This is a genomic window from Streptomyces sp. YIM 121038, from assembly GCF_006088715.1.
Classification (GTDB): domain Bacteria; phylum Actinomycetota; class Actinomycetes; order Streptomycetales; family Streptomycetaceae; genus Streptomyces.
Map to the genome: position 1 here is coordinate 869,347 of NZ_CP030771.1, position 20,384 is coordinate 889,730.

Below are 20,384 nucleotides of genomic sequence, written 5' to 3' on the forward strand. Positions count from 1 at the left end.
ACCTCGTGTTCCGGGTGGGGCGCAGCGAGTGTGGAGGGGTGCCGGAAAGCCCTCCGGCCCCGCAACGGGAGGACGGCCGAACGCCTTCCCCCTGGCATCGCCCACGGAGGCCGCGATGACCCTGACCTCGCCCACTCCCTCCGCCCCGCCCCGGGCACCCGCCGTGCGCGGCCGCCTCCTGCTGGCCGCCCTCGCCGCGGCCCCGGCCGTCGTGCTGCGGCTCGGCGGGGCCGAGCCCGGCCCCGCCGTGGGCATGCTGGTCTTCGGCCTGGGCGTGCTCGCCGCCGCCGTGCTCCTGATGTGGGCCGCGGAGACCGCGCGCGCCGACATCTCCGGCGCGCTCGCCCTGGCGCTCCTCGCCTTCATCGCCGTCCTGCCGGAGTACGCCGTGGACCTGTACTTCGCGTACACCGGCGGCAGCGACCCCGCCAACGCGGCGTACGCGGCGGCGAACATGACCGGCGCCAACCGGCTCCTGATCGGCGTGGGCTGGCCCCTGGTCGCCCTCGCGGGCTATCTGGCCGCCCGCAGGAGCGGGGCCCGCCCGGCCGTCGCGAGCACCACGCTCGGCGCGCACCGGCGCGTGGACATCGGCTTCCTCGCCGTGGCCGCCGTGTTCGCGTTCGTCCTGCCCCTGACGCGGCAGATCGCCTGGTACGTGCCGCTGCTCATCATCCCCTGGTACGGCTTCTACCTGTGGCGCGTCGCCCGCTCGGGCCCCGGTGAGGAAGAGGAGTTCACGGGCGTGCCCGCGCGGCTCGCCCGGCTCCCCCGGCGCCGGCGCAGGCTGACGACCACGGCGCTGTTCACGGCGGCGGCCGCGGTCGTCTTCGCCGCCGCCGAGCCCTTCGCGACCTCGCTGATCTCGGCGGGCGGTTCCCTGGGCGTCGACCGGTTCCTGCTGGTGCAGTGGGTCGCGCCGCTCGCCACCGAGGCGCCCGAGCTGATCGTCGCGGTCGTCTTCGCCTGGCGGCTGCGGGCGGACGACGGGCTCGGGGCGCTGCTCTCCAGCAAGGTCAACCAGTGGACGCTGCTCGTCGGGCTGCTGCCCGTGGCGTATCTCGTCGGCGGCGGCGGCTTCGGGATGCCGCTCGTGGGGCGCCAGGTGGACGAGGTCGCGCTGACGGCCGCGCAGACGGTGCTCGCCGTCGTCATCCTGCTGGACCTGCGCTTCCGGCTCTGGGAGGCGGCCACGCTGTTCGGCCTCTTCGCCGCCCAGTTCCTGCTTCCCGCGGAGAGCGCCCGCCTCGTCCTCACCTACGTCTACCTGGGCCTGGCCGCCGTCCTCCTCGTGCCACGGCTGCGGCACGTGGCGCCGTCACTGCGGGCGATCGGCGGCCGGTGAGCGACCACGGCCGTGGCACACGCCGTCCCTGGAGGCCCTCACGCGTCCCGGGGCACCCTCGCCGGATCGACCCGGGCCAGGGCCGCGGCCCTGTCCAGGCGCCAGCCGCTCTCGTACGCCTCGGCGAAGCGCTCGGCTCCGAGCTCCGCCCGGCCGCGGCCGCTCACCGCGCCGACCTGGGGGTCGGTGGGGTCGTGCGCGCCGCGCAGCCGGGCGGCCGCGCCGAGCAGGACGGCGGCCTCGTCGAAGCGCCCGCGCAGCGCGGCGAGGCCCGCCACGGTCACCGCCACGATCGCCACGACCGGCATGTCCCGGCTGCTGACCGCCATGGCGTACGCCCGGCCCAGTGCCTCTTCGGCGCCCGGGCCGTCGCCGAGCGCGAGGCACAGCGCGCCCCGCAGGGCACCGAGCACCGCCTGGCCGTGGTCACAGTCGAACAGGGCCCGCTCGGTGCGGGCGGCGGCGATCGACTCGGCCAGGTCGCGCGGTCGGGGCAGCGCTCCGGTGCCTATCGACAGAGCGGCTTCCCACGCGTCGAGCAGCACGGCCGTCCCGGGCAGCGCGGAGCGCAGCACGCGCTCCCGGGCCACGGCGATCGTCTCAGCCGCCCGCGCGGCCTCACCGAGCCGCACGTACAGGTCGATCAGGCGCAGGTCGACGTACACCTCGTCGGTGAGGCTGAGCGAACCGAACGCGTCGGCCAGCCGTTTGGCCTCGTTCAGGTCGGCCACGGCGCCGCTGAGGTCACCGTCGTACTGCCGCGTCAGGGCGCGCAGGGGCAGCGCCCTGGCCAGGCCCCAGCGGTCGCCCGCCCGGGTGAAGCACTCCAGGGCGGCCCGCACGTCGCCGCCCACTTCCTCGAAGCGGCCGTCGTTCTCGGCGAGATGGGCCCGCAGCAGACGGGCCGTCCCGGCCGTCCAGGCGTCGGGCGCGGCGGTCAGCTCCGCGAGGAGCGTGGCAGGCACCTCGGTCCCGACGAGCGGGGCGAGGCCGACCACGGTCAGGACGCCGCAGAGGCCCGGCAGGTCCGGTCGGCTCAGGCGCTCGGGGCGGCTCAGCAGGCGGCCGACGAGCGCCCGCAGTTCCGCGCGCCGCTCATCGGGCCAGTGGCCGACCCGCTCTCCGCCCCGGGGGACGAGGGTGTTGAGCACCAGCAGCCCTTCGGCGACTTCGCACCGCACGTCCGGCCGCTCGACCGGCAGGGCGACCGCCTCGGCCAGCCAGTAGGCCGCGTCGGCGTGCCGCCCGAGCATCTGCCAGTACCAGCTCAGGTCCAGCGCGAGCGTGAGGGCGCTCGCGGCGTCGCCGGTGGCGCAGAGGTGGCGCAGGGCGGCGAGCACGTTGGCGTACTCGGCGTGCAGCTCGTGCAGCGCGTCGAGTTGCACGGGGCCGCGGAGCAGCGGGTCCTGGTGGGCGGTCCACGCGGCGAAGTAGCGCGCGGCGAGGTCGCGCACGCCGGTCAGCACGCCCTGCTCGGCCAGCCGCTCCTGGCCGTACTCGCGGAGGGTCTCCAGCATCCGGTACCGGCCGGTGTCCGGCGCCAGGTGCAGCAACGACCGGTCGACCAGGGCGGCGAGCAGCTCCGGGACCTCGGCGGCGGGCACCGGGGTGCCCGCGCAGACCGCCGCCGCCGAGGCCGGGGTGACGCCGCCGGGCAGGACCGAGACGCGCTCCGCGACCGCGCGGGCGTCGGGGCCGAGCAGGTCCCAGCTCCAGGCGATGACCGCGCGCAGCGTGCGGTGCCGGGGCAGCGCGGTCCGACTGCCGGTGGTGAGCAGCCGGAACCGGTCGGAGAGCCCGGCGGCCAGGCCGGTCAGCGACAGCGTGCGCAGCCGGGCCGCGGCCAGTTCGAGGGCGAGCGGCAGGCCGTCCAGGCTGCGGACGACGCGCAGCACGTCGTCGAGGTTGTCCTCGTGGACGTCGAACCCGGGCCGCACGGCCGCCGCCCGCTCGGTGAACAGGCGCACCGACGGCGCCCGGCGGGCCTGTTCGGCCTCCGCGTGCGGCCCGGGCAGGGCGAGCGGGCCGAGCGGGACCAGCGCCTCGCCGTCGACCGCCAGGGGTGCGCGGCTCGTGGCCAGGACCCGCAGCGCGGCACAGCGGGTCAGCAGCGCCGTGACCAGGTGCGCCACGGCGTCGATCAGGTGCTCGCAGTTGTCCACCACGAGCAGGCTCTCGCGGCCGTCCAACTGGTCGACCAGTACGTCGAGTTCGTCGGCCCGGTGGCCGCGCAGCCCGGCCGCGGCCGCGAACAGCGCCGAGCCGCGCAGCCCGATGGCGGCCAGCAGGGCCGCGCCGACCTTGGCGGGCTCGGTGACGGAGGCGAGGTCGATCAGCCACACGCCGTCGGGGTGGGCGTGCCGGTGGCGGCGGGCGGCCTCGACCGCCAGGCGCGTCTTGCCCGCGCCGCCGGGACCGACCACGGTCACCAGGCGCCCGGTGGCGAGCAGGGCGTCGATCCGGGCCAGGTCGTCGTCGCGGCCGATGAAGCTGGTCAGCGGCGCGGGCAGGTTGCCGCTCCTGATCCGGGTGGCGTCGGGGGCGGGCCGCTCGGCGCGCAGCAGCGACAGGTGGCGTGCGCTCAACGCGGCGCCCGGCTCGGTGCCGAGGGCGTCGGCCAGGCTCTCGCGGACCCGCTCGTACAGGGCCAGGGCGTCGGCCTGGCGCCCCTGGGCGGCGAGCGCGTCCATCAGGAGCGCGGCGGCGCGCTCGTGGACGGGGTGTTCGGCGAGCAGCGCGGCGAGGCGGGCGGCGGCCGCCTCGGCCCGGCCGAGGGCCAGTTCGGCGTCGGCGAGGTCGGTGACGGCCTCGACCGAGGCGTGGGCAAGCCGGACCGCGACGGCGGGCGCCACCGCGGCGACGGCCGCGGGTTCGGTGCCGGGGCGGTCGCCCCACAGCGCCACGGCCTCGCCGAGCAGGCCCGCCGCGCCAGACAGGTCACCGGCGCGCAGCCGGTCGCGGCCCGCGCCGGCGAGCTGTTCGAAGCGCAGCGCGTCCACGTCGGCCGCGTCCACGGCCAGGTGGTAGCCGCCCGCGAGCTGGGTGACGGCACCGGCCGAGCCGAGGGTCCGGCGCAGCCGCGACACGAGGGCCTGCAGGGCGTGGCCCGGACCGGACGGCGGATCCTCGGCCCAGATCGCCTCGATGAGGGCGCTCGCCCCGACCGCGTGGCCGCCCGCGAGGGCGAGTCGTGCGACCAGGGCCCGCGACCGGGCGCCCGGCACGGGCAGGACCGCGTCGCCGCGGCGCACCTGGAAGGCGCCGAGCAGCGTGACACGCAGCCGCGTGCCGCTCGCGGCACGGACCCGCGCGTCCGTCGTGACACGAAGCCGCGTCCCCCCGTTCATCCTCCGATCCTCACACACAAGCGGGCGGTTCCTCACGTCAGGGCCGCGCCCCCGCGCCCGCTCGTCAGCACCGCGTGTGCCCCGTGTGAAGGGCCCTCAAGAGCCTTGGCGCGTCCCCGAAACCGGCTTCGGACAGAGGAGTTTCGTCATGCACGACGTGGTGATCGTGGGCGCGGGCCCGGTCGGCCTCTTCCTGGCCTGCGAACTGGGCCTCGCGGGCTGCTCCGTCCTCGTCCTCGAACGGGAGCCGGAGCCGGGCTCGCCGGGGCGGGCGTACCCGCTCGGGATGCGGGGCCTGTCCCCCGGGTCGGCCGAGGCGTTCCACCGCCGCGGCATGCTGCTCCCCTTGCTGGCGGCGTCGGGCGCCCCCGACGCCGTCGGCCAGGACGCCGACGCTGACGCCGACGCTGACGCTGACGAGCCGTCACCTCCCCGTGGCGTGGGCCACTTCGCCGGCATGGTGCTCGATCCGGCCGTGGTCGACCTCGCCGCCCTGCCGTTCCGGCTCCCCGGCCCCGCGGCGGACGGCCTGTTCACGCACCTCGAAGCGGTCGAGAGGGTGCTGGCCGAGCGGGCGGACGAGCTCGGTGTGGAGATCAGACGGGGCGTCACGGTCGAGGACGTCGTACAGGACGACGGGAGCGTGGTCGCGCACACCGGCGAGCAGGGGTACGAAGCGCGCTGGCTCGTCGGCTGCGACGGCGGGCGCAGCGCGGTGCGCGGCCGCGCGGGCTTCGCGTTCGTGGGCACCGAACCGCAGTTCACCGGCTACGTCATGCTCGCCGATGTCAGCGACCCCGACGAGCTGGCCATGGGGATCCATCTGACGCCGCAGGGCATGTACCTCCGCTTGTCCCCCGAGCACATCGGCGTAATGGACTGCGACGGCGGCGCGTACGACCGGACCCGGCAGCCGACCGCCGAGCACCTCCAGACGGTGCTGCGGCGCGTGTCCGGCACCGGTGTGACGCTGGGCGCCGTCCATCGCGCCTCGACGTTCACCGACCGGGCGATGCAGGCGACGACGTACCGGCGCGGGCGCGTCCTGCTCGCGGGGGACTCCGCGCACATCCACTCCCCCACCGGTGGCCAGGGGCTCAACCTCGGCATCGGCGACGCCGTGAACCTGGGCTGGAAGCTCGCGGCGACCGTGCGCGGCCACGCGCCGGACGGGCTCCTCGACACCTACACCCGCGAACGGCATCCGGTCGGCGCCCGGGTGCTCGACTGGACGCGCGCCCAGGCCGCGGTGATGAGGCCGGACCCGCACGGCTGGGCGCTCCGGGAGGTGCTGCGCGACCTGCTCGCGACCCGTGACGGCACGACCCAGGTGTTCGAGCGGGTGTCGGGGACGTCGATCCGCTACGACCTCGGCAGCGAGCAGCCGCTGGTCGGCCGCAACGCCCCGGAGTTCCGTCTCGAGAACGGCACCCGCCTCGGCGAGTTGCTGCGGGACGGACAGGGCGTCGCGCTCGACTTCAGCGCCGGCCGCCGTCTGCGTGCCGCGACGGCGGGCAGGCGGGGCCGACTGCGGTACGCGGCCGGGGCCGCGCGGAACGACCTCGGACTGGACGCCGTCCTCGTCCGGCCGGACGGCGTCATCGCCTGGGCGGGCGCGCGCGACTTCGGCCCCGCGGACCTCGAAGGGTTCGAGCGGGCCGCCGACAGGTGGTTCGGCACGTCGTGACACCCAGAGACGGTACGGCCCCCGGGCGCGCTCGGAGTGCCACGCCGTCCCGCACGGCCCGAAGACCCGGGCCGCGCGGGACCTCACAGGGCGATGAGCCCCGCGGGCGTGGGCCGGAACCCGCAGGCGTCGAAGTAGAACGGCGCCAGCCCGTCGTCGAAGTCGACGTGCAGCCACTCGCACCCGGCCGCCCGGGCGCGCCGCGCGGCCTCGGCGACGAGCCCCGCACCGACCCCGGAGCGCCGCCGCCCCGTGGCGACGACCGTGTCCAGGACGAAGGCGTGCACGCCGCCGTCCCACGCCACGTTCACGAAGCCCGCCAGGTCGCCGCCGTCGCGCGCGCAGACCCAGCCGAGGCTGTGGCGGCGCACCTGGCCGAGCCAGTCGATGTACAGGACCGGGTGGCCGAAGCCCTGCGCGTGCAGCGCGTTGACGGCCGCGTTGTCGAAGTCACCGCGCCATTCGTACGTGATCGTCATGGCGCCGAGGCTCTCATGCGCCGCCGGGACGGCCCGACCGTGCCCCACCGCGCCGCACCACGCCGCGCCTGCGAACCTCGCCGTTCCTCCGCCGAAGCCCGATGCCCCTGACTAAAGTCAGAGAATGGCTGACGACGCGCAGATCGCCCAAGTACGCCGCTTCAACCGCACCGTCACCGAACGCGTGGGCGTGCTCCACGACCACTACTTGGGCCTCGACCGGCCCATCGGGGAGGCCCGGCTGCTGTGGGAGATCGGTGCGGACGACGCCGGGCGGGACGTACGGCGGCTGCGGGAACGGCTCGGGCTCGACTCCGGGTACATGAGCCGGCTGCTTCGCGCCCTCACGGCCGACGGGCTCGTGGCCGTGCGGCCGAACCCGCGCGACCGGCGGGTCCGCACCGCCCGGCTGACCGCCGCGGGACGCGCGGAGCGCGCCCTGCTGGAGCGGCACAGCGACACCCTGGCCGGGACCCTCCTGGAACCGCTCAACTCCGCGCAGCGCGGCAGGCTCGTCGCCGCGATGGCCGAGGTGGAGCGTCTGCTCACCGCCGCGACCGTCACGCTCGACGCCGTCGACCCCGGCCACCCGGACGCCCGCTCCTGTCTGACGTCGTACTTCGCCGAGATGCGGGAGAGCTTCGAGACGGGCTTCGACCCGGCGCTCAGCCTGCTGCCCGACGCGGGGGAACTCCGGCCGCCCCACGGTGTGTTCCTCGTCGCGCGGCTGCACGGCGAGCCCGTGGGCTGCGCCGGTCTGAAGCTGCCCGCCGACGCGCCCGCGGAGATCAAACGCATGTGGGTGGAGCCCCGGGTGCGCGGCCTCGGCCTCGCCCGCCGGTTCCTGGCCGAGCTGGAGGACCGTGCCGCGCGGCACGGCCACGACCGGTTGCGCCTGGACACCAACAAGGCCCTGACGACGGCGATCGGCCTGTACCGCGCCTACGGCTTCGACGAGGTCGCCGCCTTCAACGACGAGCCGTACGCCCACCACTGGTTCGAGAAGCGGGTCACCGGGCCCGCCCCGGAGGACGCCGCCGGGCGGCGGCTCACGTAGACCCGGCGAACGGGCGCGGCGACGGCCGGGCCGCCGCGGGCACCGGCGCGGACCGGAACAGCGGCATGGCGAGTGCCACCGGAGGGAACGCGCGCGGCGCCCCCGCCGACCGTCGCGGCGCTCCGGCGGGCCGGGCCCGGTCGCGCGGGCCGGGGTGGCCGTCGGCGCGCGTCCGGAGGGCTCGGTCGGCCGCGTGCAGCACCTCGCAGCGGCGCTTGGCGCGCTTCCAGGCCTGGCACCACTGTTCCCACGCGCTGCCCGTCACGTCGCACACGTGCAGGAACGCGTAGAGCTGCTGGAGGTCGAACATGGACGTGCCCGCCAGCATGCGCCGCACCGTGCTGTGCGGCAGTTCGCCGTGGTCCCCCGCGCGGTGCTCCATCTCGTCCATGGGCATCGCCCCGGCCTTGTAGTAGAGCTGTTGCAGGGCGTGGATCAGCTCGCCCTTGTTGTACACGCGGTCAGGACGCGGCACGCGCGCGCCCGGGTTCCGGTGCCGGTGCTCGGCGTAGCGGGCCGCGCGCCACAGCCTCCGGGCGTGGGTGACCGAGGCTCCGCAGGCCCGCGCGTACGCCTCCACCACCGGGAGGCGGGGGATCCGGGTCCCGGTGGTGGCCCGCGAGAACGTGGTGTCGGAGAAGGCGTGCGCGGAGCGTCCCGCCAGCTCCCGGTGGGTCAGGCCCGCGGCGTGCCGCTGGGCCCGCAGCCACTGGGCCAGCTCCTCCAGGCACGCGTTGGCGGTGGCCACCGGCCGCTCCGGGCGTCCCACGGCCGCCCCTGTCACCGCTCGGCCGGCGCGAGCGGGGCGCGCCGGGCCAGCTGGGCGGCGACCAGGCCCGCGGCCGTCAGCGCTTCGGCGATCACGACGACGGGCAGTCCGGCGAGGGCGAGCGCGGCCCCGAGGACGAGGACCACGACGACGATGACGGTCTGCTCGCCGGTGGGCCGGGCCGGGGGCGTGGGAACGACACACGGCAGGCGTCGACGCGACTTGTCCATGAACTTCCTCTGGATCTCGGAGTGCTGATGTTCCTGGGCCCCGCGACACCAAAGGTGCGGGGCCCGACCGGGCGACGGCGTACGCCCGTTGCGCAGCATGGTGGCACCGGATGCGGGCCCGCGCCGGAGTTGATGCATCCCCGCCCCGTCTGCGCGACGGCCCCCTCGCCCGGCAGCCGCCGACGCGCCTGCCGGGCCCCGGACGACCTGCGCGGATGCCGTGCGCCGGAACGTCTGGGGCGTACGGCGGCGGAATTGATGCATCGAGGAGTACGTCCGCCTCCGCCGCCCCGGTCCGCCTCTTCGCCCCCTCCCCCTGAGTACGTCCCCGCTCACAGCTGGCCGTCGGAGCCGATCCGCCGCCACAGCGCCGCCAGCGCGTCATCGGTGTCCGTCTGGGTCACCGTCCGGGAGAGGGCCTGCTCGGTCTCGTGGAGCATGTCCCGCACCAGGTCGCCGCCCGCGTCGAAAGGGTCCTCGCCCGGAGCCGCGAGCGCTGCCCGCAGCTGGGTGAGGGCCTCGGCGTGGAGGCGGTCGACGCCCTGTGCCGTCAGGCCGAGCACGCCCGCGATCTCGGCCCGCGTCAGCCCTTCGTAGAAGAACAGCGTGACGACGGTCTTCTCGCGCTCCGGCAGCGCGTGGACAGCGTGCGCGAGCAGCCGGAGCAGCTCGCGGTCCTCGGCGGCCGCGCCGGAGTCGTCGGCCACGGCACCCAGCAGGTCGTGTTCCTCGGCGCCGGAGTCAAGGAGCTCCTCCAGCGACGCGTCGCCCGCGGGCGACCACCGGCGCAGTGTCCGCAGCTCGTCGATCATCGCCCGGCGGATGCGCAGGACCGCGTACGTCTCGAACCTGACCCCCCGGTCGAGGGTGAACCCCCGGACCGCGTCGAAGAGTCCCCACATCCCCGCGGAGACGAGGTCCGCCTGGTCCGCTGGGACGGGCGCGCCGACGCTCACGCGGTCCGCCACGTACCGCACCAACGGCATGTAGTAGTGGATCAGTTGGTCACGCAGGAGCCGCTCATCCGTCGCCTTGTACGCGCGCCACAGCTCGTCCGGTGTCGTGGGCACGGCGGGCAGTTCGGCGAGGCGAAGGTTCTGGCGGTGCGTCACTGCTCCCCACCTCGCTCCCCGTCAAGCAGACCCATGCGCCGCAGCTCCTGCGACAGCGGCGCGAGCGTGCGCCGCGCCTGGCTCAGGAGGGCGCGTACGGTCGACTTCTCGATGCCCATCGTCCGGGCGATCTCGGCCGTGGGCAGGCCCGCGAGATGGCGCAGCGCCACGGCTTCGCGCTGCCGCAGCGGCAGGCGCGCGATCGCCCGGCACACCTTGAGGTAGCCCTCCTTCACATCCATGAGCGCGGCCGGCTCGGGGGCGCGAGCGGGGCGGTCGACGTCGTCAAGAGGGATGCTGCCCGAGTGACGGCGGGACAGGCCGATCGCCTCGCGGACCACCGTGGTGGTGAGCCAGGCGTCCCACGCGCGCACCGGCTCCGCGTCCGGGTCGTTCATGCGGCGCCAGCACTGGTAGAAGGCTTCCTGGACGGCGTCGTGCGCCAGCGCGGGCATGCCCCCGCACACCAGGGCGGCCTTGCCGAGCAGCCTCGGCCGGAGGTCCCTGTACAGGGCGTCGAACGCGGCGCCGACGGGCCGCCCCGGCTGACCGGGCATTCACCGCTGCTCCTCGTCGTGGACCGTGACGGCCCAGGAGACGCCGTCCTGTTCGGTCACCTCGGCGGAGCCGCCGCCGCGTGCGAGACCGTGCAGCATGGCCGTCATCGTGTCACGCCGCACCCGCTCGCGGACCCGGTACGCGTAGGCCCGCGCCACGATCCCGACCGCGGCGCTCGCCCCGGCGCCCAGGTACACCCACCCCCACACTGTGAGCACGGTGGTGTTCTCCTCTCCGCTCTTCCCGACCCGCCGGGAGACCCCGACACTGCGTAGAGCGGAGCGGCCTCGAAAGCGCTTAGGGGAGGCCGGGGGACCACCTGTCCGGGCGACGCGCGGAAAACCCGTGCGAGTCCGGCGATGAGTTTCGGGGGCGAGCCGGGTCCAGAGAAGCACGGGCCGTTGCAGAGAGGAATCGATCATGTCGAGCGCGCAGACGCCGCGGAGTGCCGGGACCCCTGGTACGTCATCGCCGACGGGCACGGAGCGGCAGGCCGCCGCGGGGAAGGTGCTGTGGCACTTCACGATGTCCCTCGACGGGTTCGTGGCGGGGCCCGACCACACCGTGGACTGGATGGAGGGGACCGCGTTCCGCCCCGGCCTCGTCGACGAGTACGCCGGGACGACGGGCGCCGTCCTCGGCGGCAGGGACGGCTGGGACGCCTTCCCCGACGCCGGCGGCATCTACGGCGGCCGCTGGCGGGGACCGGTGTTCGTCCTCACGAACCATCCGGAGGACGCGAAGCCCGCCGACGGCGTCACGTTCCTGTGCTGCGACGTCGCCGAAGCCGTCCGCGTCGGCCTCGAAGCCGCCGGGGGCAAGAACCTGGAGGTCCTCTCCGCCTCGATCGGCCGGCAGCTGCTCCAGCGCGGCCTGATCGACGAGATCGCCCTGCACGTCGCGCCGGTGCTGCTCGGCGACGGGATCCGCCTGTTCGACAACCCCGGCGGCGCCCCCGTACGCCTCGAACTGCTCGGCGGCGACGCCCCCTCGGCCGCCGTGGACGTGCGCTACCGCCCGGCCCCGGCCCGCTGAACCTCCCGCACGAGGCCGTGTACACCAGGGCTCCCCGGGTACCCGGCGGTCTCCCAGCTGCGCGTACGGGCTCAGTACACGACATGAGGGAGGACCGGCATGACCAGCGGCACCGAGACCGGTGACGTCACCGGCACGCGGGACAAGGACTACAACCTGCTCTGGTACGTCGAGGCGTGCCTGAGCAACGCCCTGCGGCTCGAGGCGTACGTCCGGGACGCGGAGCGCGCCAAGGACACCGAGGTCGCGGAGTTGTTCCGCAAGGCGCAGGCCGACAGCCGCAAGGGCGCCGAGCTCGGCAAGAAACTGCTGCGCTCGCGCCTGCAGGAAGGCTGACGGGCACGCGGGAAGGCCTCCTCACCCGTGCGGTGAGGAGGCCTTTTCGCGGCCGCGGGGCCGCACCCGGCTGAACGCCGCGCCAACGGACACCGGCCTCACGACGCGTCAGAAACGTCCCGCTCCCTCCGCCCTATACGATCTCGATCACATGTGGGCTCCTGCGGGCCCCGACCATTTCGAGACGCAGGCAGGCTGGGGGAATTCCCATGGTGAGAAGCGGGTTCGTACGGACGGCCACGGTGGCCGTGACCGGTGTCATGCTGGCGGCGGTGGGCACGGCCCAGGCGTCGGCCACCGACCGGGCCGCGGAGCCGGTGCCGGACGCGGCGGGGGTCCAGGCCGCTCTCGAGCGCACCGTCGCGGCGGGCGCGCCCGGCGCGTTCGCGGTGATCCGGGACCACGACACCCCGGGCGTCGACCGGACCGTCGCCGTCGGCAAGGCGAACCTCGACGGCACTCCCATGAACGGCGAGTGGCGCTTCCGGGTGGGCAGCAACACCAAGATGTTCACCGCCGCCCTCGTGCTGCGCCTGGCCGACCAGGGCCGCATCGACCTGGACAAGCCGGTGCGCGAGTACCTCCCGGCCGGCACCCTGCCCGCCGACTGGAACATGACCGTCCGCCAGGTGATGCAGCACCGCTCCGGCATCTACGACCACACCAACGACCTCCTCGAGCAGCCGGGCGAGGAGACCACCGACGCGTTCGAGAAGCGCATCCGCAACACCGTGTACAAGCCCGCCGACCTCGTGGCGCGCTCGGTCAAGCACGGCCCGCAGAGCACGCCGGGCACGAAGTACTCGTACTCGAACACCAACTACGTCGTGCTGGGCCTGGCGATCGAGCACCTCACCGGCGACACGTACGCGAACGTGCTGCGCAAGGAGATCATCAAGCCGCTGGGCCTGAAGAAGACCTCCTACGTCGTCCCGAAGAAGACCATCTCCGGGGCGCACGTCACCGGCTACCTGACGAACGACGACCGCTCCAAGCCGCTGCTCGACTCCACGAAGCAGAACGGCTCCTGGGTGGGCAGCGCGGGCGCCGTCATCTCCTCGGCCGCCGACATGGACCGCTTCCTCACCGCGCTCCTCTCCGGCGACTCCGGCGAGCTGATCTCCGACAAGTCGCGGGGCGAGATGACGACCGTGCTGCCGACGCCGACGGCGAAGGTCAGCTACGGCCTCGGCCTGCGCGAGATCGCCCTGTCCTGCGGCAAGGTCTACGGCCACGGCGGCATCGTCCAGGGCTACCAGACGCAGTCCTTCTCCTCCCGCGAGGGCGACCGCACGGTCGTGGTCTTCGCCAACGCGTCCAACAACAGCGCGGTGACGCAGGGCCTGACGAACACCCTCGAACCGGCCTTCTGCGGCACCAAGCCGTCCCCGGCCGCGAAGAGTTCCCAGCGCGCCCCGCGCTCGGCGGACGTGAACACCACCCCGCGGGTGCCGGCCGTCGAGGATAGCCGCATCTGACACTCACCGGGTGAGCGGCCCGCGGGCGGGGGTGCGCCCCGCCCGCGGGCCGTAGCGGATTTCAAGCCTCCGCTACGGCCTCCAGGGGGCTGGGGGCGGCCGCCCTGCGGTCCGGGACGGCGTCCCCCAGGGCAGCCGCAGGGAGTACTGCTCCAGCGCCCCGTTGGCCAGTGAGCCGACCGCCCAGGTGCCGAACAGGCCGGCCGCGAGGCCGCGCGCGGTGCCGAACGCGGCGACGGTGACCGCCTCGACGCGGATCATCCGCCGGATTCCCGCGCGGTCCATGCCGAGGGCACGCGGCGCGCCGATCTCGCGGGTGCGTTCGGTGACCGATATGGCCAGGGTGTTCACGATGCCGAGCGCGCAGATGACGACGCCGATGGCCGGCATCCCGTACACCACGTTCAACAGGTCGGCCATGGGCCCCGCGGCCTCTCGGGCGAGGACGTGTTCCGGGCGGCGGTGGACGGCCTGTGCCGGGCCGCCTCCGTACGGACGCCTCAGCGCGACAGGGGCCCGGATCCGATGGGCGATCAAGCGCTTCCTGATACGTGGCCAATACACAACAGGCCCCCGGACCCGCCCGCGTGATCACCGTAGGATCGCGGTGAGCGGACCGCCCCGGTGCCGTAAGGGGCCCGTCCGAGGGGGATGGCGGTCGACACCTGCGGAGGCACGATGGACGAGCGCCGGGCACTCCCCGACGACGCGCTGGCGGAGGCGGCGGACGCGTTCCAGCGGCTGCGGCCCCGGCTCTTCGGCATCGCCTACCGCGTCCTGGGCAGCGTGAGCGAGGCCGAGGACGTGGTCCAGGACGCGTGGGTGCGCTGGCAGGGCACCGACCGGGACACGGTCGTCGCGCCGGGGGCGTTCCTCGCGAAGGTCACCACGCACCTGGCGATCAACGTGGCCCAGTCGGCACGAGTGCGCCGCGAGGCGTATGTGGGGCCGTGGCTGCCGGAGCCCGTGGACACCAGCGTGGACCCGCAGGTCGGCGCGGAGCGCGGCGAGGCCGTCGAGCTCGCCGTGCTGCTGGTCCTGCAGAGCCTGAACCCCGTGGAGCGGGCGGCCTATGTGCTGCGGGAGGCGTTCGGCTACGCGTACGACGAGATCGCGGACATGCTGGGGCTGAGCCAGGACAACGCGCGGCAGGTCGTCAGCCGGGCCCGCAAGCACCTGGCCGCCGGGCGCCGCGCACCCGTCGACGCGGCCCAGCACCGGCGGCTCCTCGAAGCCTTCGTCGCCGCCGCGCGCGACGGGGACGTCGCCGCCCTGGAGGACGTCCTGTCGGCCGACGTGGTCGCCTACGCGGACGGCAACGGCATGCGGGGCGTGGCGCGCCTTGAGGTCGTGGGGGCCGGACGCGTGGCGCGGATCAGCGCCTTCGCCAAGAAGTTCTTCCCCGGGGCCGAGTACGCCCTGGTCGAGGCCAACGGCCGCCCCAGCCTGCTCCTCGTCCAGGACGGCGCCGCCGTCGCCCTGGTGAGCGTCACGGTGGGGCCCGACGGGATCGACGGGCTGTACTGGGTCCTGGCGCCCGACAAGCTGCGGGCGTACGAGCGGTCGGTCCGCGCGCGCACCGGCAGGCCGTAGCGCGGGGGCGGCATCCGCCGGTGCCGGTCAGTGCCGGGCGAGCCAGTCCTCGTAGCGGGTGGCGGCGGTGTGCGCCGTGCCGTCGCCGGTGAGCACGTCGGGGAAGCCCGCGAACAGTCCGGCGCCCTCGTCGGTGACGACGGAGCGGCCGTCGGGCTTGGCCGCGAGGGTGATCTCGCCGAGCCGGTCGAGCCGGTGGACCTCGGGGCCCGCGACGTCGCGCACGCCGTTCGAGGGCGCGCCCTGCGCCGCGTCGGCGACGGCGGCCGCGACGTCGGCGGAGGCGATCGGGCGCAGCGGAAGCGAGGGCAGGCGCACCTCGCCGCCCTGGGTGGACATGTCCATCACCGGGGCGACGAACTCGAAGAACTGGGTGGCGCGCACGATGCTGTACGGGACGCCGCCGCGCACGGCTTCCTCCTGGGCGACCTTGGCCCGGTAGTAGCCGTAGTCGGGGACCTGGTCGACGCCGACGATGGAGAGCGCGACGTGGTGGCGGACGCCCGCCGCCCGCTCCGCCTCGGCCACGTTGCGGGCCGCGCGCGTGAAGAAGTCGAGCGCCGCCCCGCCCTCGAAGGACGGGGAGTTCGACACGTCCACGACCACGTCCGCGCCCTTCAGGGCCGGGACGAGGCCCTCCCCGGTGAGGGTGTCGACGCCCGTGGACGGGGAGGCAGCCACGGTCTCGTGGCCGCGCTCGCGCAGCAGCGCGACCACCTGGGAGCCGACGAGGCCCGTACCGCCGATGACCACGATCTTCATGACTGTCTCCGTTCGCTGCTCCGGCTCGTGCCCGGCCGCGGTGCGGGTGGCACCTCGGTGGGCCCGGTGCGTGTGTGCACATCAACAGGACAGGGCAGCGGCCGTTTCTGTGACAGCCGGATACGCGCCCTTTCCGGAGCGGGGCGGCCGGGGTCCGGGGCGCCGGGCCGCACATCACGGCCGTCCGGAACGCAGCGCCTCCCCGGGGCCCGCCGGGGGGTGAGACGGCCGTCACACGTACGGATGTCACAGGCGGCCGGGCCGTCTCGTCCAAGGGTGTGTCACCGCAACGACGACACAGGAGCACACCATGACCGCTCGCCTGAACTTCTTCACCAACGCCGTCGCGACCGCGTTCGCCCGGCACCTCGTCGCGGCGGACAGGGCCCTGGCGGATTCGGGGCTGCCCGCCGCCACCCAGGAACTGGTGAAGCTGCGCGCCAGCCAGATCAACGGCTGCGGCTTCTGCGTGGACATGCACGCCAAGGACGCCGCGCACGCCGGGGAGAGCGCGACGCGCCTGAACCTGGTCGCGGTCTGGCGCGAGGCCACCGTGTTCACCGACGCCGAGCGGGCCGCCCTGGAGCTCGCGGAGCAGGGCACCCGCATCGCCGACGCGGCGGGCGGGGTCACCGACGAGGCCTGGGCGAACGCCGCCAAGCACTACGACGAGGACCAGCTCGCGGCCCTGGTGTGCGCCATCGCGCTCATCAACGCCTTCAACCGGGGCAACGTCATGGTCCAGCAGCCCGCCGGTGGCTACGAGCCCGGTCAGCTGCACTGAGACGGGTGACGCGCGGTCAGCCCGCGGTCTCCGCGCCGTCCCCGGCGGGGAAGCGGGCCCGCACCGCCGGGTCGTCGAGCAGCCGGGGCGGGAAGCCGGGGCCGATGCGCACGGTCACGTCCTCGTGGCGGAGGGGTTCGTCGCAGGACGAGCAGACGACGCGGGCCCGGGTGTCGTGACCGCAGGTCGTGTGGCGCAGGACCGTGGGCACGCCTTCCTCCCCCGACTGCCACCGGTCTCCCCAGGCGTTGATCGCCGCGAGCACACCGAAGAAGTCGCGGCCCTTGTCCGTCGGCAGATACGCGTGGCGGACGGGGTCGCTCTGGTAGGCGCGGCGCTCCAGGAGGCCCGCGCCCTCCAGGCGCCGCAGGCGGTCGGTGAGGGTGTTGCGGGCGATGCCGAGCGTCCCGATGAAGCCGTCGAAGCGCGACTCCCCGTAGAAGACCTCGCGCAGCACCAGCAGCGTCCAGCCGTCGCCCAGGATGTCGACGGTGCGGGCGATGGAGCAGGGCCAGCTGTCGAAAGAGGTCCGTCTCATCCGCCCAGCTTATCGGTTTCATGATGAGACCCACTTGTGAGCATGCCCGGGGACGACTACCGTCCAGTAGGTCTCATCATGCAACTGACGAGGAGGGCTGATGGTTTCCACGCCTGCGGACACGGCCGCGGTCACCGTCGAACGGGACGGGCACGTGCTGTTGATGGGCCTGAACCGCCCCGCGAAGCGCAACGCGTTCACCCGGCAGATGCTCATTGAACTGTCGCTCGCGTACGGCCTGTTGGAGCGGGACGACGACCTGTGGTGCGGAGTGCTCTTCGCCCACGGGGAGCACTTCACCGGCGGCCTCGACATGCTCGACGTCGGCGCCGAGCTGGCCGCCGGGGAGTTCCCCGCGCCCGAGGGCGGCCGTGACCCGTGGCGCCTGGACGGGCCCTGGACCAAGCCCGTCGTGGCGGCCGCGCAGGGCTGGGTCATGACCCTCGGCATCGAGCTGCTGCTCGCCGCCGACATCCGGGTGGCGGCCCGGGACGCGCGCTTCGCCCAGCTGGAGATCCGGCGGGGCATCTACCCCTTCGGCGGGGCGACGTTCCGGCTGCCCCAGCAGGCGGGCTGGGGCAACGCCATGCGGTGGCTGCTCACCGGCGAGGAGTTCGGCGCCGCGGAGGCCCGTCGCATCGGCCTGGTGCAGGAGGTCGTCGACGACGGTCCGGCCGCCCGCGCCCGGGCCGTCGAGCTCGCCGCCCTCATCGCGGCGAAGTCCGCGCCGCTGGGGGTCCGTACGACCCTGGAGTCCGCGCACCGGGCGCGCGAGCACGGCGACGCGCGTGCCATCGAGCGGCTGCGCCCCGACGTCGCGCGGCTCGTCGCGACCTCCGACGGGGCCGAGGGGGTCCGGTCCTTCGCCGAGCGGCGCGACGCCGTCTTCACCGGCACCTGACGGCCGACGGGCGGAACGACGGGGTGGCGGCCCGACCGCCTCCCGGCCCCGGCAGCCGTCTGAACTGCTGGGTCACCTTGAGGTGCCCCAGTCACCAAAAAGTGCATCCTTCCACGTCAGCGGCTGCTCTCCTACGGTTCCCGAGTAACCACTGGAGAGCACACGCGTCTTGGTTTCGGAGGCATCATGGCCATCACCCTCGTCAACCCCGCCGGACTGCCGGAGGTCGACGCCTACCGGCAGGTGTCGATCGCGTCGGGGTCGAAGCTGGTCTTCGTCGCCGGGCAGGTCGCCTGGGACACCGCGGGCGTGACGGTCGGCGAGGGCGACCTCGCGGCCCAGGTCGAGCAGTGCTACCTCAATGTCGGCACCGCCCTCGCCGCGGCCGGCGCCACCTTCGGCGACGTCGCGAAGCTGACCGTCCACGTCGTCGACTGGGCACCGGACAAGATGCCCCTCCTCCTGGAGGGGATCGCCCGCGCCGCCGCGAAGCTGGGGGTGACACCGGTGGCGCCGGGCACGCTCCTCGGGGTCGCGGCCCTCGACACGCCCGACCACCTGGTCGAGGTCGAGGCCACGGCCGTCATCGACTGAAACGGCCGCCATCGGCGGAAGAGGTGCCGCCCGGGCCGCCGTGGCCCCGCCCCCGGGACGGGGCCACGGCCCGCGCTAGTCGTTGCTGACAAGAACGTTGAGCCGGTAGTTCAGAGGATCCGACCACTCGATGTTGACCCAGATGACGTACTGGCCGTCCCTCGGCGCCACGTTGTGCACCGTCATGCGCGCACTGCCGACGAAGGAGTCGCCGTTGGCGTCGACTTCGGTGATGGAGGCGACGATGGTGCTCCCCTTGAAGGCGACAGGCGAGTTGATGGGCTGCACGAAGCTGCCGCGTCCCCTGCCGTTGAATACCCGTCGGATAACCGTGCTCATGTCCCCTCTTTCCGCTGCTCGTGCCCTATCCGCTCCTGTGGTCCTGCCGCTCCCCGCGTCCGCGCGCCGAGGTCACACCGCCTCGTCCTCGGCGACTTCGAGCACCGCGGGGGCCACCGCGCTCTCCGCGGCGTCCGCGGCCTGGTCCGCGCCCTCCGACAGGGCGCTGGGCGGGGCCACGCCCGGGCCCGCGGGTTCGTCCTGGCCCGCTCCGGCCACTTGCGGCGCGGGCTCCCCTACGTGGCTGCCGCTCACACCGCTCCCCTTTCTGTAGTTTTCTGCAGTTCTGCGGATCTGTGCGGTTGTGCGGAACGTCCGTGGGACCCCTTCACGTCCGGCGCCGGGTCCCCGGGGCGCGGGGCACCCGGTCCGAGGACGCGAAGGGGCGTAAGGAGTTGCTGGCGAGTCGCTACTGTCCCCCCGGCGCGGGGGTGTGTCCATCACCCACAAGGAGCACAAGGGGGTACGGGCCAACCAGTCTCGGACAAAAGCACTATGGCGAACCGTCAGGGACCTGTCCGGATCGCGGGCCCGGTGTGCCGCGCCGACCGCCCGGAACCGGACCGGACAGCCCCGCGACGACCGGCCACACCAGGACGCCGGGCTCGACCCGACCGCCGATCAGGCCATTGATCAGGCATTACGTGAGTCTTACGGATCCCGTCCCGGGCCGGATCCGGGCCCGTGGTGAGGTGTGCTTGCGTCATGAACCTCTCGCCGCGACGCCGTGTCGTCGTCCCCGCGCTGCTGGTCACCACCCTGGTGGCAGCCTTCGCGCTGTACTTCTTCCAGCCGTGGCGCGCCTTCACCAACACCACCGTCAACGAGTCCCTGCCCACGGCGACGGCCGGAGGCGGCGAGGACGCGGGCGGCGGCAGCGCCCCCGCCGCCGTCAGGGAGCTGGCCCGCGGCAGCCTCGTCGCACACGAGCACCCCACCAGCGGCACCGCCCGCACCCTGCGGCTCGCCGACGGCCGTCAGCTGCTGCGCCTGGAGGACCTCAAGACGTCGGAGGGTCCTGACGTACGGGTCTATCTGTCCACCCGGCCCGCCTCAAAGGCCGCCGACGGGCTCGGCGCGGGAGCCGTGTGGCTCGGCCGCCTCAAGGGCAATCTGGGCAACCAGAACTACACCGTGCCGGACGGCTCCGACCCCGCCGGGTTCCGCAGCGCGGTCGTCTGGTGCGAGCGCTTCGGAGTCTCCTTCGGCGCCGCCGACCTCACCCCGTCACCCGCCGCACCACGCTGATCACACGACCACCGCACCCGGGTACCGGGCCGCGGGCCCTCCTTCCTGCGGCCCGGCCGGCACGGCCGACCACACCGCGAGCACCGTGGGGTCGCGGAGCACCGGGGGGTCACCGGAGCCGGGCACGAGCCCGTGGATCGCGTCGACCTCGGCCGCGAGGAGCCGCTTCTCGTCCCACTGCATGAGGTGAGG

Annotated in this window: 24 protein-coding genes; 11 read left to right on the plus strand and 13 right to left on the minus strand. The window is 74.3% G+C overall.

The features are described from left to right. Positions 1–115 precede the first annotated feature (115 nt). Positions 116–1,345, plus strand: coding sequence for a sodium:proton exchanger (locus tag C9F11_RS03530; protein WP_138957863.1), 1,230 nt, complete (start codon positions 116–118; stop codon positions 1,343–1,345). Positions 1,346–1,383: 38 nt separating this feature from the next. Here the strand turns inward: C9F11_RS03530 and C9F11_RS03535 are convergent, their stop codons facing one another. Further along, positions 1,384–4,692: a BTAD domain-containing putative transcriptional regulator gene (locus C9F11_RS03535; protein ID WP_138957864.1), complete on the minus strand. Its 3,309-nt coding sequence runs from the start codon at positions 4,690–4,692 to the stop codon at positions 1,384–1,386. Between the two features lie 148 nt (positions 4,693–4,840). Here C9F11_RS03535 and C9F11_RS03540 point away from each other — a divergent pair, with 148 nt between their 5' ends. Beyond that, positions 4,841–6,379, plus strand: coding sequence for an FAD-dependent oxidoreductase (locus C9F11_RS03540; RefSeq protein WP_138957865.1), 1,539 nt, complete (start codon positions 4,841–4,843; stop codon positions 6,377–6,379). Positions 6,380–6,462: 83 nt separating this feature from the next. Here C9F11_RS03540 and C9F11_RS03545 read toward each other — a convergent pair whose 3' ends face one another. Continuing rightward, a complete protein-coding gene (locus tag C9F11_RS03545; RefSeq protein ID WP_138957866.1) occupies positions 6,463–6,858 on the minus strand; it encodes a GNAT family N-acetyltransferase in 396 nt (131 codons plus the stop codon). 124 nt (positions 6,859–6,982) lie between these two features. Between C9F11_RS03545 and C9F11_RS03550 the strand changes: the two genes are divergently transcribed. Continuing rightward, on the plus strand, positions 6,983–7,915 hold the full coding sequence (locus C9F11_RS03550; RefSeq protein WP_138957867.1) for a helix-turn-helix domain-containing GNAT family N-acetyltransferase: 933 nt from the start codon (positions 6,983–6,985) through the stop codon (positions 7,913–7,915). Here C9F11_RS03550 and C9F11_RS03555 read toward each other — a convergent pair. The 5 genes from C9F11_RS03555 to C9F11_RS03575 all read right to left on the minus strand — a co-directional run bounded on the left by C9F11_RS03555 (position 7,908) and on the right by C9F11_RS03575 (position 10,802). Beyond that, positions 7,908–8,684, minus strand: a complete 777-nt coding sequence (locus C9F11_RS03555) for a helix-turn-helix transcriptional regulator (RefSeq protein WP_171075623.1) — start codon at positions 8,682–8,684, stop codon at positions 7,908–7,910. The genes C9F11_RS03550 and C9F11_RS03555 overlap by 8 nt on opposite strands. A gap of 11 nt (positions 8,685–8,695) precedes the next feature. After that, positions 8,696–8,914, minus strand: a complete 219-nt coding sequence (locus tag C9F11_RS47240; protein ID WP_171075624.1) for a hypothetical protein — start codon at positions 8,912–8,914, stop codon at positions 8,696–8,698. 332 nt (positions 8,915–9,246) lie between these two features. After that, positions 9,247–10,026 carry a sigma-70 family RNA polymerase sigma factor gene (locus tag C9F11_RS03565; RefSeq protein ID WP_249401579.1) on the minus strand — a complete coding sequence of 260 codons (780 nt, stop codon included), beginning with the start codon at positions 10,024–10,026 and terminating at the stop codon, positions 9,247–9,249. Continuing rightward, positions 10,023–10,583, minus strand: a complete 561-nt coding sequence (locus tag C9F11_RS03570; protein ID WP_138957870.1) for a sigma-70 family RNA polymerase sigma factor — start codon at positions 10,581–10,583, stop codon at positions 10,023–10,025. The genes C9F11_RS03565 and C9F11_RS03570 overlap by 4 nt, the downstream gene beginning before the upstream one ends. Then, positions 10,584–10,802, minus strand: coding sequence for a hypothetical protein (locus C9F11_RS03575; protein ID WP_138957871.1), 219 nt, complete (start codon positions 10,800–10,802; stop codon positions 10,584–10,586). A gap of 202 nt (positions 10,803–11,004) precedes the next feature. Here C9F11_RS03575 and C9F11_RS03580 point away from each other — a divergent pair, with 202 nt between their 5' ends. From C9F11_RS03580 to C9F11_RS03590, 3 genes are all read left to right on the plus strand, one after another. Then, positions 11,005–11,619, plus strand: a complete 615-nt coding sequence (locus C9F11_RS03580; RefSeq protein ID WP_138957872.1) for a dihydrofolate reductase family protein — start codon at positions 11,005–11,007, stop codon at positions 11,617–11,619. Between the two features lie 99 nt (positions 11,620–11,718). Next, positions 11,719–11,955 carry a hypothetical protein gene (locus tag C9F11_RS03585; protein ID WP_138957873.1) on the plus strand — a complete coding sequence of 79 codons (237 nt, stop codon included), beginning with the start codon at positions 11,719–11,721 and terminating at the stop codon, positions 11,953–11,955. Between the two features lie 209 nt (positions 11,956–12,164). Beyond that, positions 12,165–13,433, plus strand: a complete 1,269-nt coding sequence (locus C9F11_RS03590; RefSeq protein ID WP_138957874.1) for a serine hydrolase domain-containing protein — start codon at positions 12,165–12,167, stop codon at positions 13,431–13,433. Positions 13,434–13,505: 72 nt separating this feature from the next. On the opposite strand, the gene C9F11_RS03595 is transcribed toward C9F11_RS03590, so the two are convergent. Further along, complete coding sequence (locus C9F11_RS03595) at positions 13,506–13,853, minus strand: ABC transporter permease (protein ID WP_249401580.1); 348 nt, start codon at positions 13,851–13,853, stop codon at positions 13,506–13,508. Positions 13,854–14,111: 258 nt separating this feature from the next. Here C9F11_RS03595 and sigJ point away from each other — a divergent pair, with 258 nt between their 5' ends. After that, positions 14,112–15,026 carry an RNA polymerase sigma factor SigJ gene (gene sigJ, locus C9F11_RS03600; protein ID WP_138966014.1) on the plus strand — a complete coding sequence of 305 codons (915 nt, stop codon included), beginning with the start codon at positions 14,112–14,114 and terminating at the stop codon, positions 15,024–15,026. A 27-nt stretch (positions 15,027–15,053) separates the two neighbouring features. Here the strand turns inward: sigJ and C9F11_RS03605 are convergent, their stop codons facing one another. Then, positions 15,054–15,788: an NAD(P)H-binding protein gene (locus tag C9F11_RS03605; RefSeq protein ID WP_138957875.1), complete on the minus strand. Its 735-nt coding sequence runs from the start codon at positions 15,786–15,788 to the stop codon at positions 15,054–15,056. Between the two features lie 310 nt (positions 15,789–16,098). Here C9F11_RS03605 and C9F11_RS03610 point away from each other — a divergent pair, with 310 nt between their 5' ends. Then, complete coding sequence (locus C9F11_RS03610) at positions 16,099–16,572, plus strand: carboxymuconolactone decarboxylase family protein (RefSeq protein ID WP_138957876.1); 474 nt, start codon at positions 16,099–16,101, stop codon at positions 16,570–16,572. A 16-nt stretch (positions 16,573–16,588) separates the two neighbouring features. On the opposite strand, the gene C9F11_RS03615 is transcribed toward C9F11_RS03610, so the two are convergent. Continuing rightward, positions 16,589–17,110: a helix-turn-helix domain-containing protein gene (locus C9F11_RS03615; RefSeq protein WP_138957877.1), complete on the minus strand. Its 522-nt coding sequence runs from the start codon at positions 17,108–17,110 to the stop codon at positions 16,589–16,591. Between the two features lie 100 nt (positions 17,111–17,210). On the opposite strand from C9F11_RS03615, the gene C9F11_RS03620 reads away from it, so the two are divergent. Together C9F11_RS03620 and C9F11_RS03625 are read left to right on the plus strand one after the other, a co-directional pair. Continuing rightward, complete coding sequence (locus tag C9F11_RS03620) at positions 17,211–18,011, plus strand: crotonase/enoyl-CoA hydratase family protein (protein ID WP_138957878.1); 801 nt, start codon at positions 17,211–17,213, stop codon at positions 18,009–18,011. A gap of 186 nt (positions 18,012–18,197) precedes the next feature. Further along, on the plus strand, positions 18,198–18,605 hold the full coding sequence (locus C9F11_RS03625) for a RidA family protein (RefSeq protein ID WP_138957879.1): 408 nt from the start codon (positions 18,198–18,200) through the stop codon (positions 18,603–18,605). A 75-nt stretch (positions 18,606–18,680) separates the two neighbouring features. Here C9F11_RS03625 and C9F11_RS03630 read toward each other — a convergent pair whose 3' ends face one another. Together C9F11_RS03630 and C9F11_RS03635 are read right to left on the minus strand one after the other, a co-directional pair. Continuing rightward, the gene (locus C9F11_RS03630) at positions 18,681–18,944 is read right to left on the minus strand and encodes a hypothetical protein (RefSeq protein ID WP_138957880.1); all 264 of its coding nucleotides are present in this window, start codon (positions 18,942–18,944) and stop codon (positions 18,681–18,683) included. Between the two features lie 72 nt (positions 18,945–19,016). Next, a complete protein-coding gene (locus C9F11_RS03635; protein WP_138957881.1) occupies positions 19,017–19,199 on the minus strand; it encodes a hypothetical protein in 183 nt (60 codons plus the stop codon). Between the two features lie 450 nt (positions 19,200–19,649). On the opposite strand from C9F11_RS03635, the gene C9F11_RS03640 reads away from it, so the two are divergent. Beyond that, positions 19,650–20,192, plus strand: a complete 543-nt coding sequence (locus C9F11_RS03640) for a DM13 domain-containing protein (RefSeq protein WP_138957882.1) — start codon at positions 19,650–19,652, stop codon at positions 20,190–20,192. Here the strand turns inward: C9F11_RS03640 and C9F11_RS03645 are convergent, their stop codons facing one another. Further along, complete coding sequence (locus tag C9F11_RS03645) at positions 20,193–20,375, minus strand: hypothetical protein (protein WP_138957883.1); 183 nt, start codon at positions 20,373–20,375, stop codon at positions 20,193–20,195. Positions 20,376–20,384: the final 9 nt, after the last annotated feature.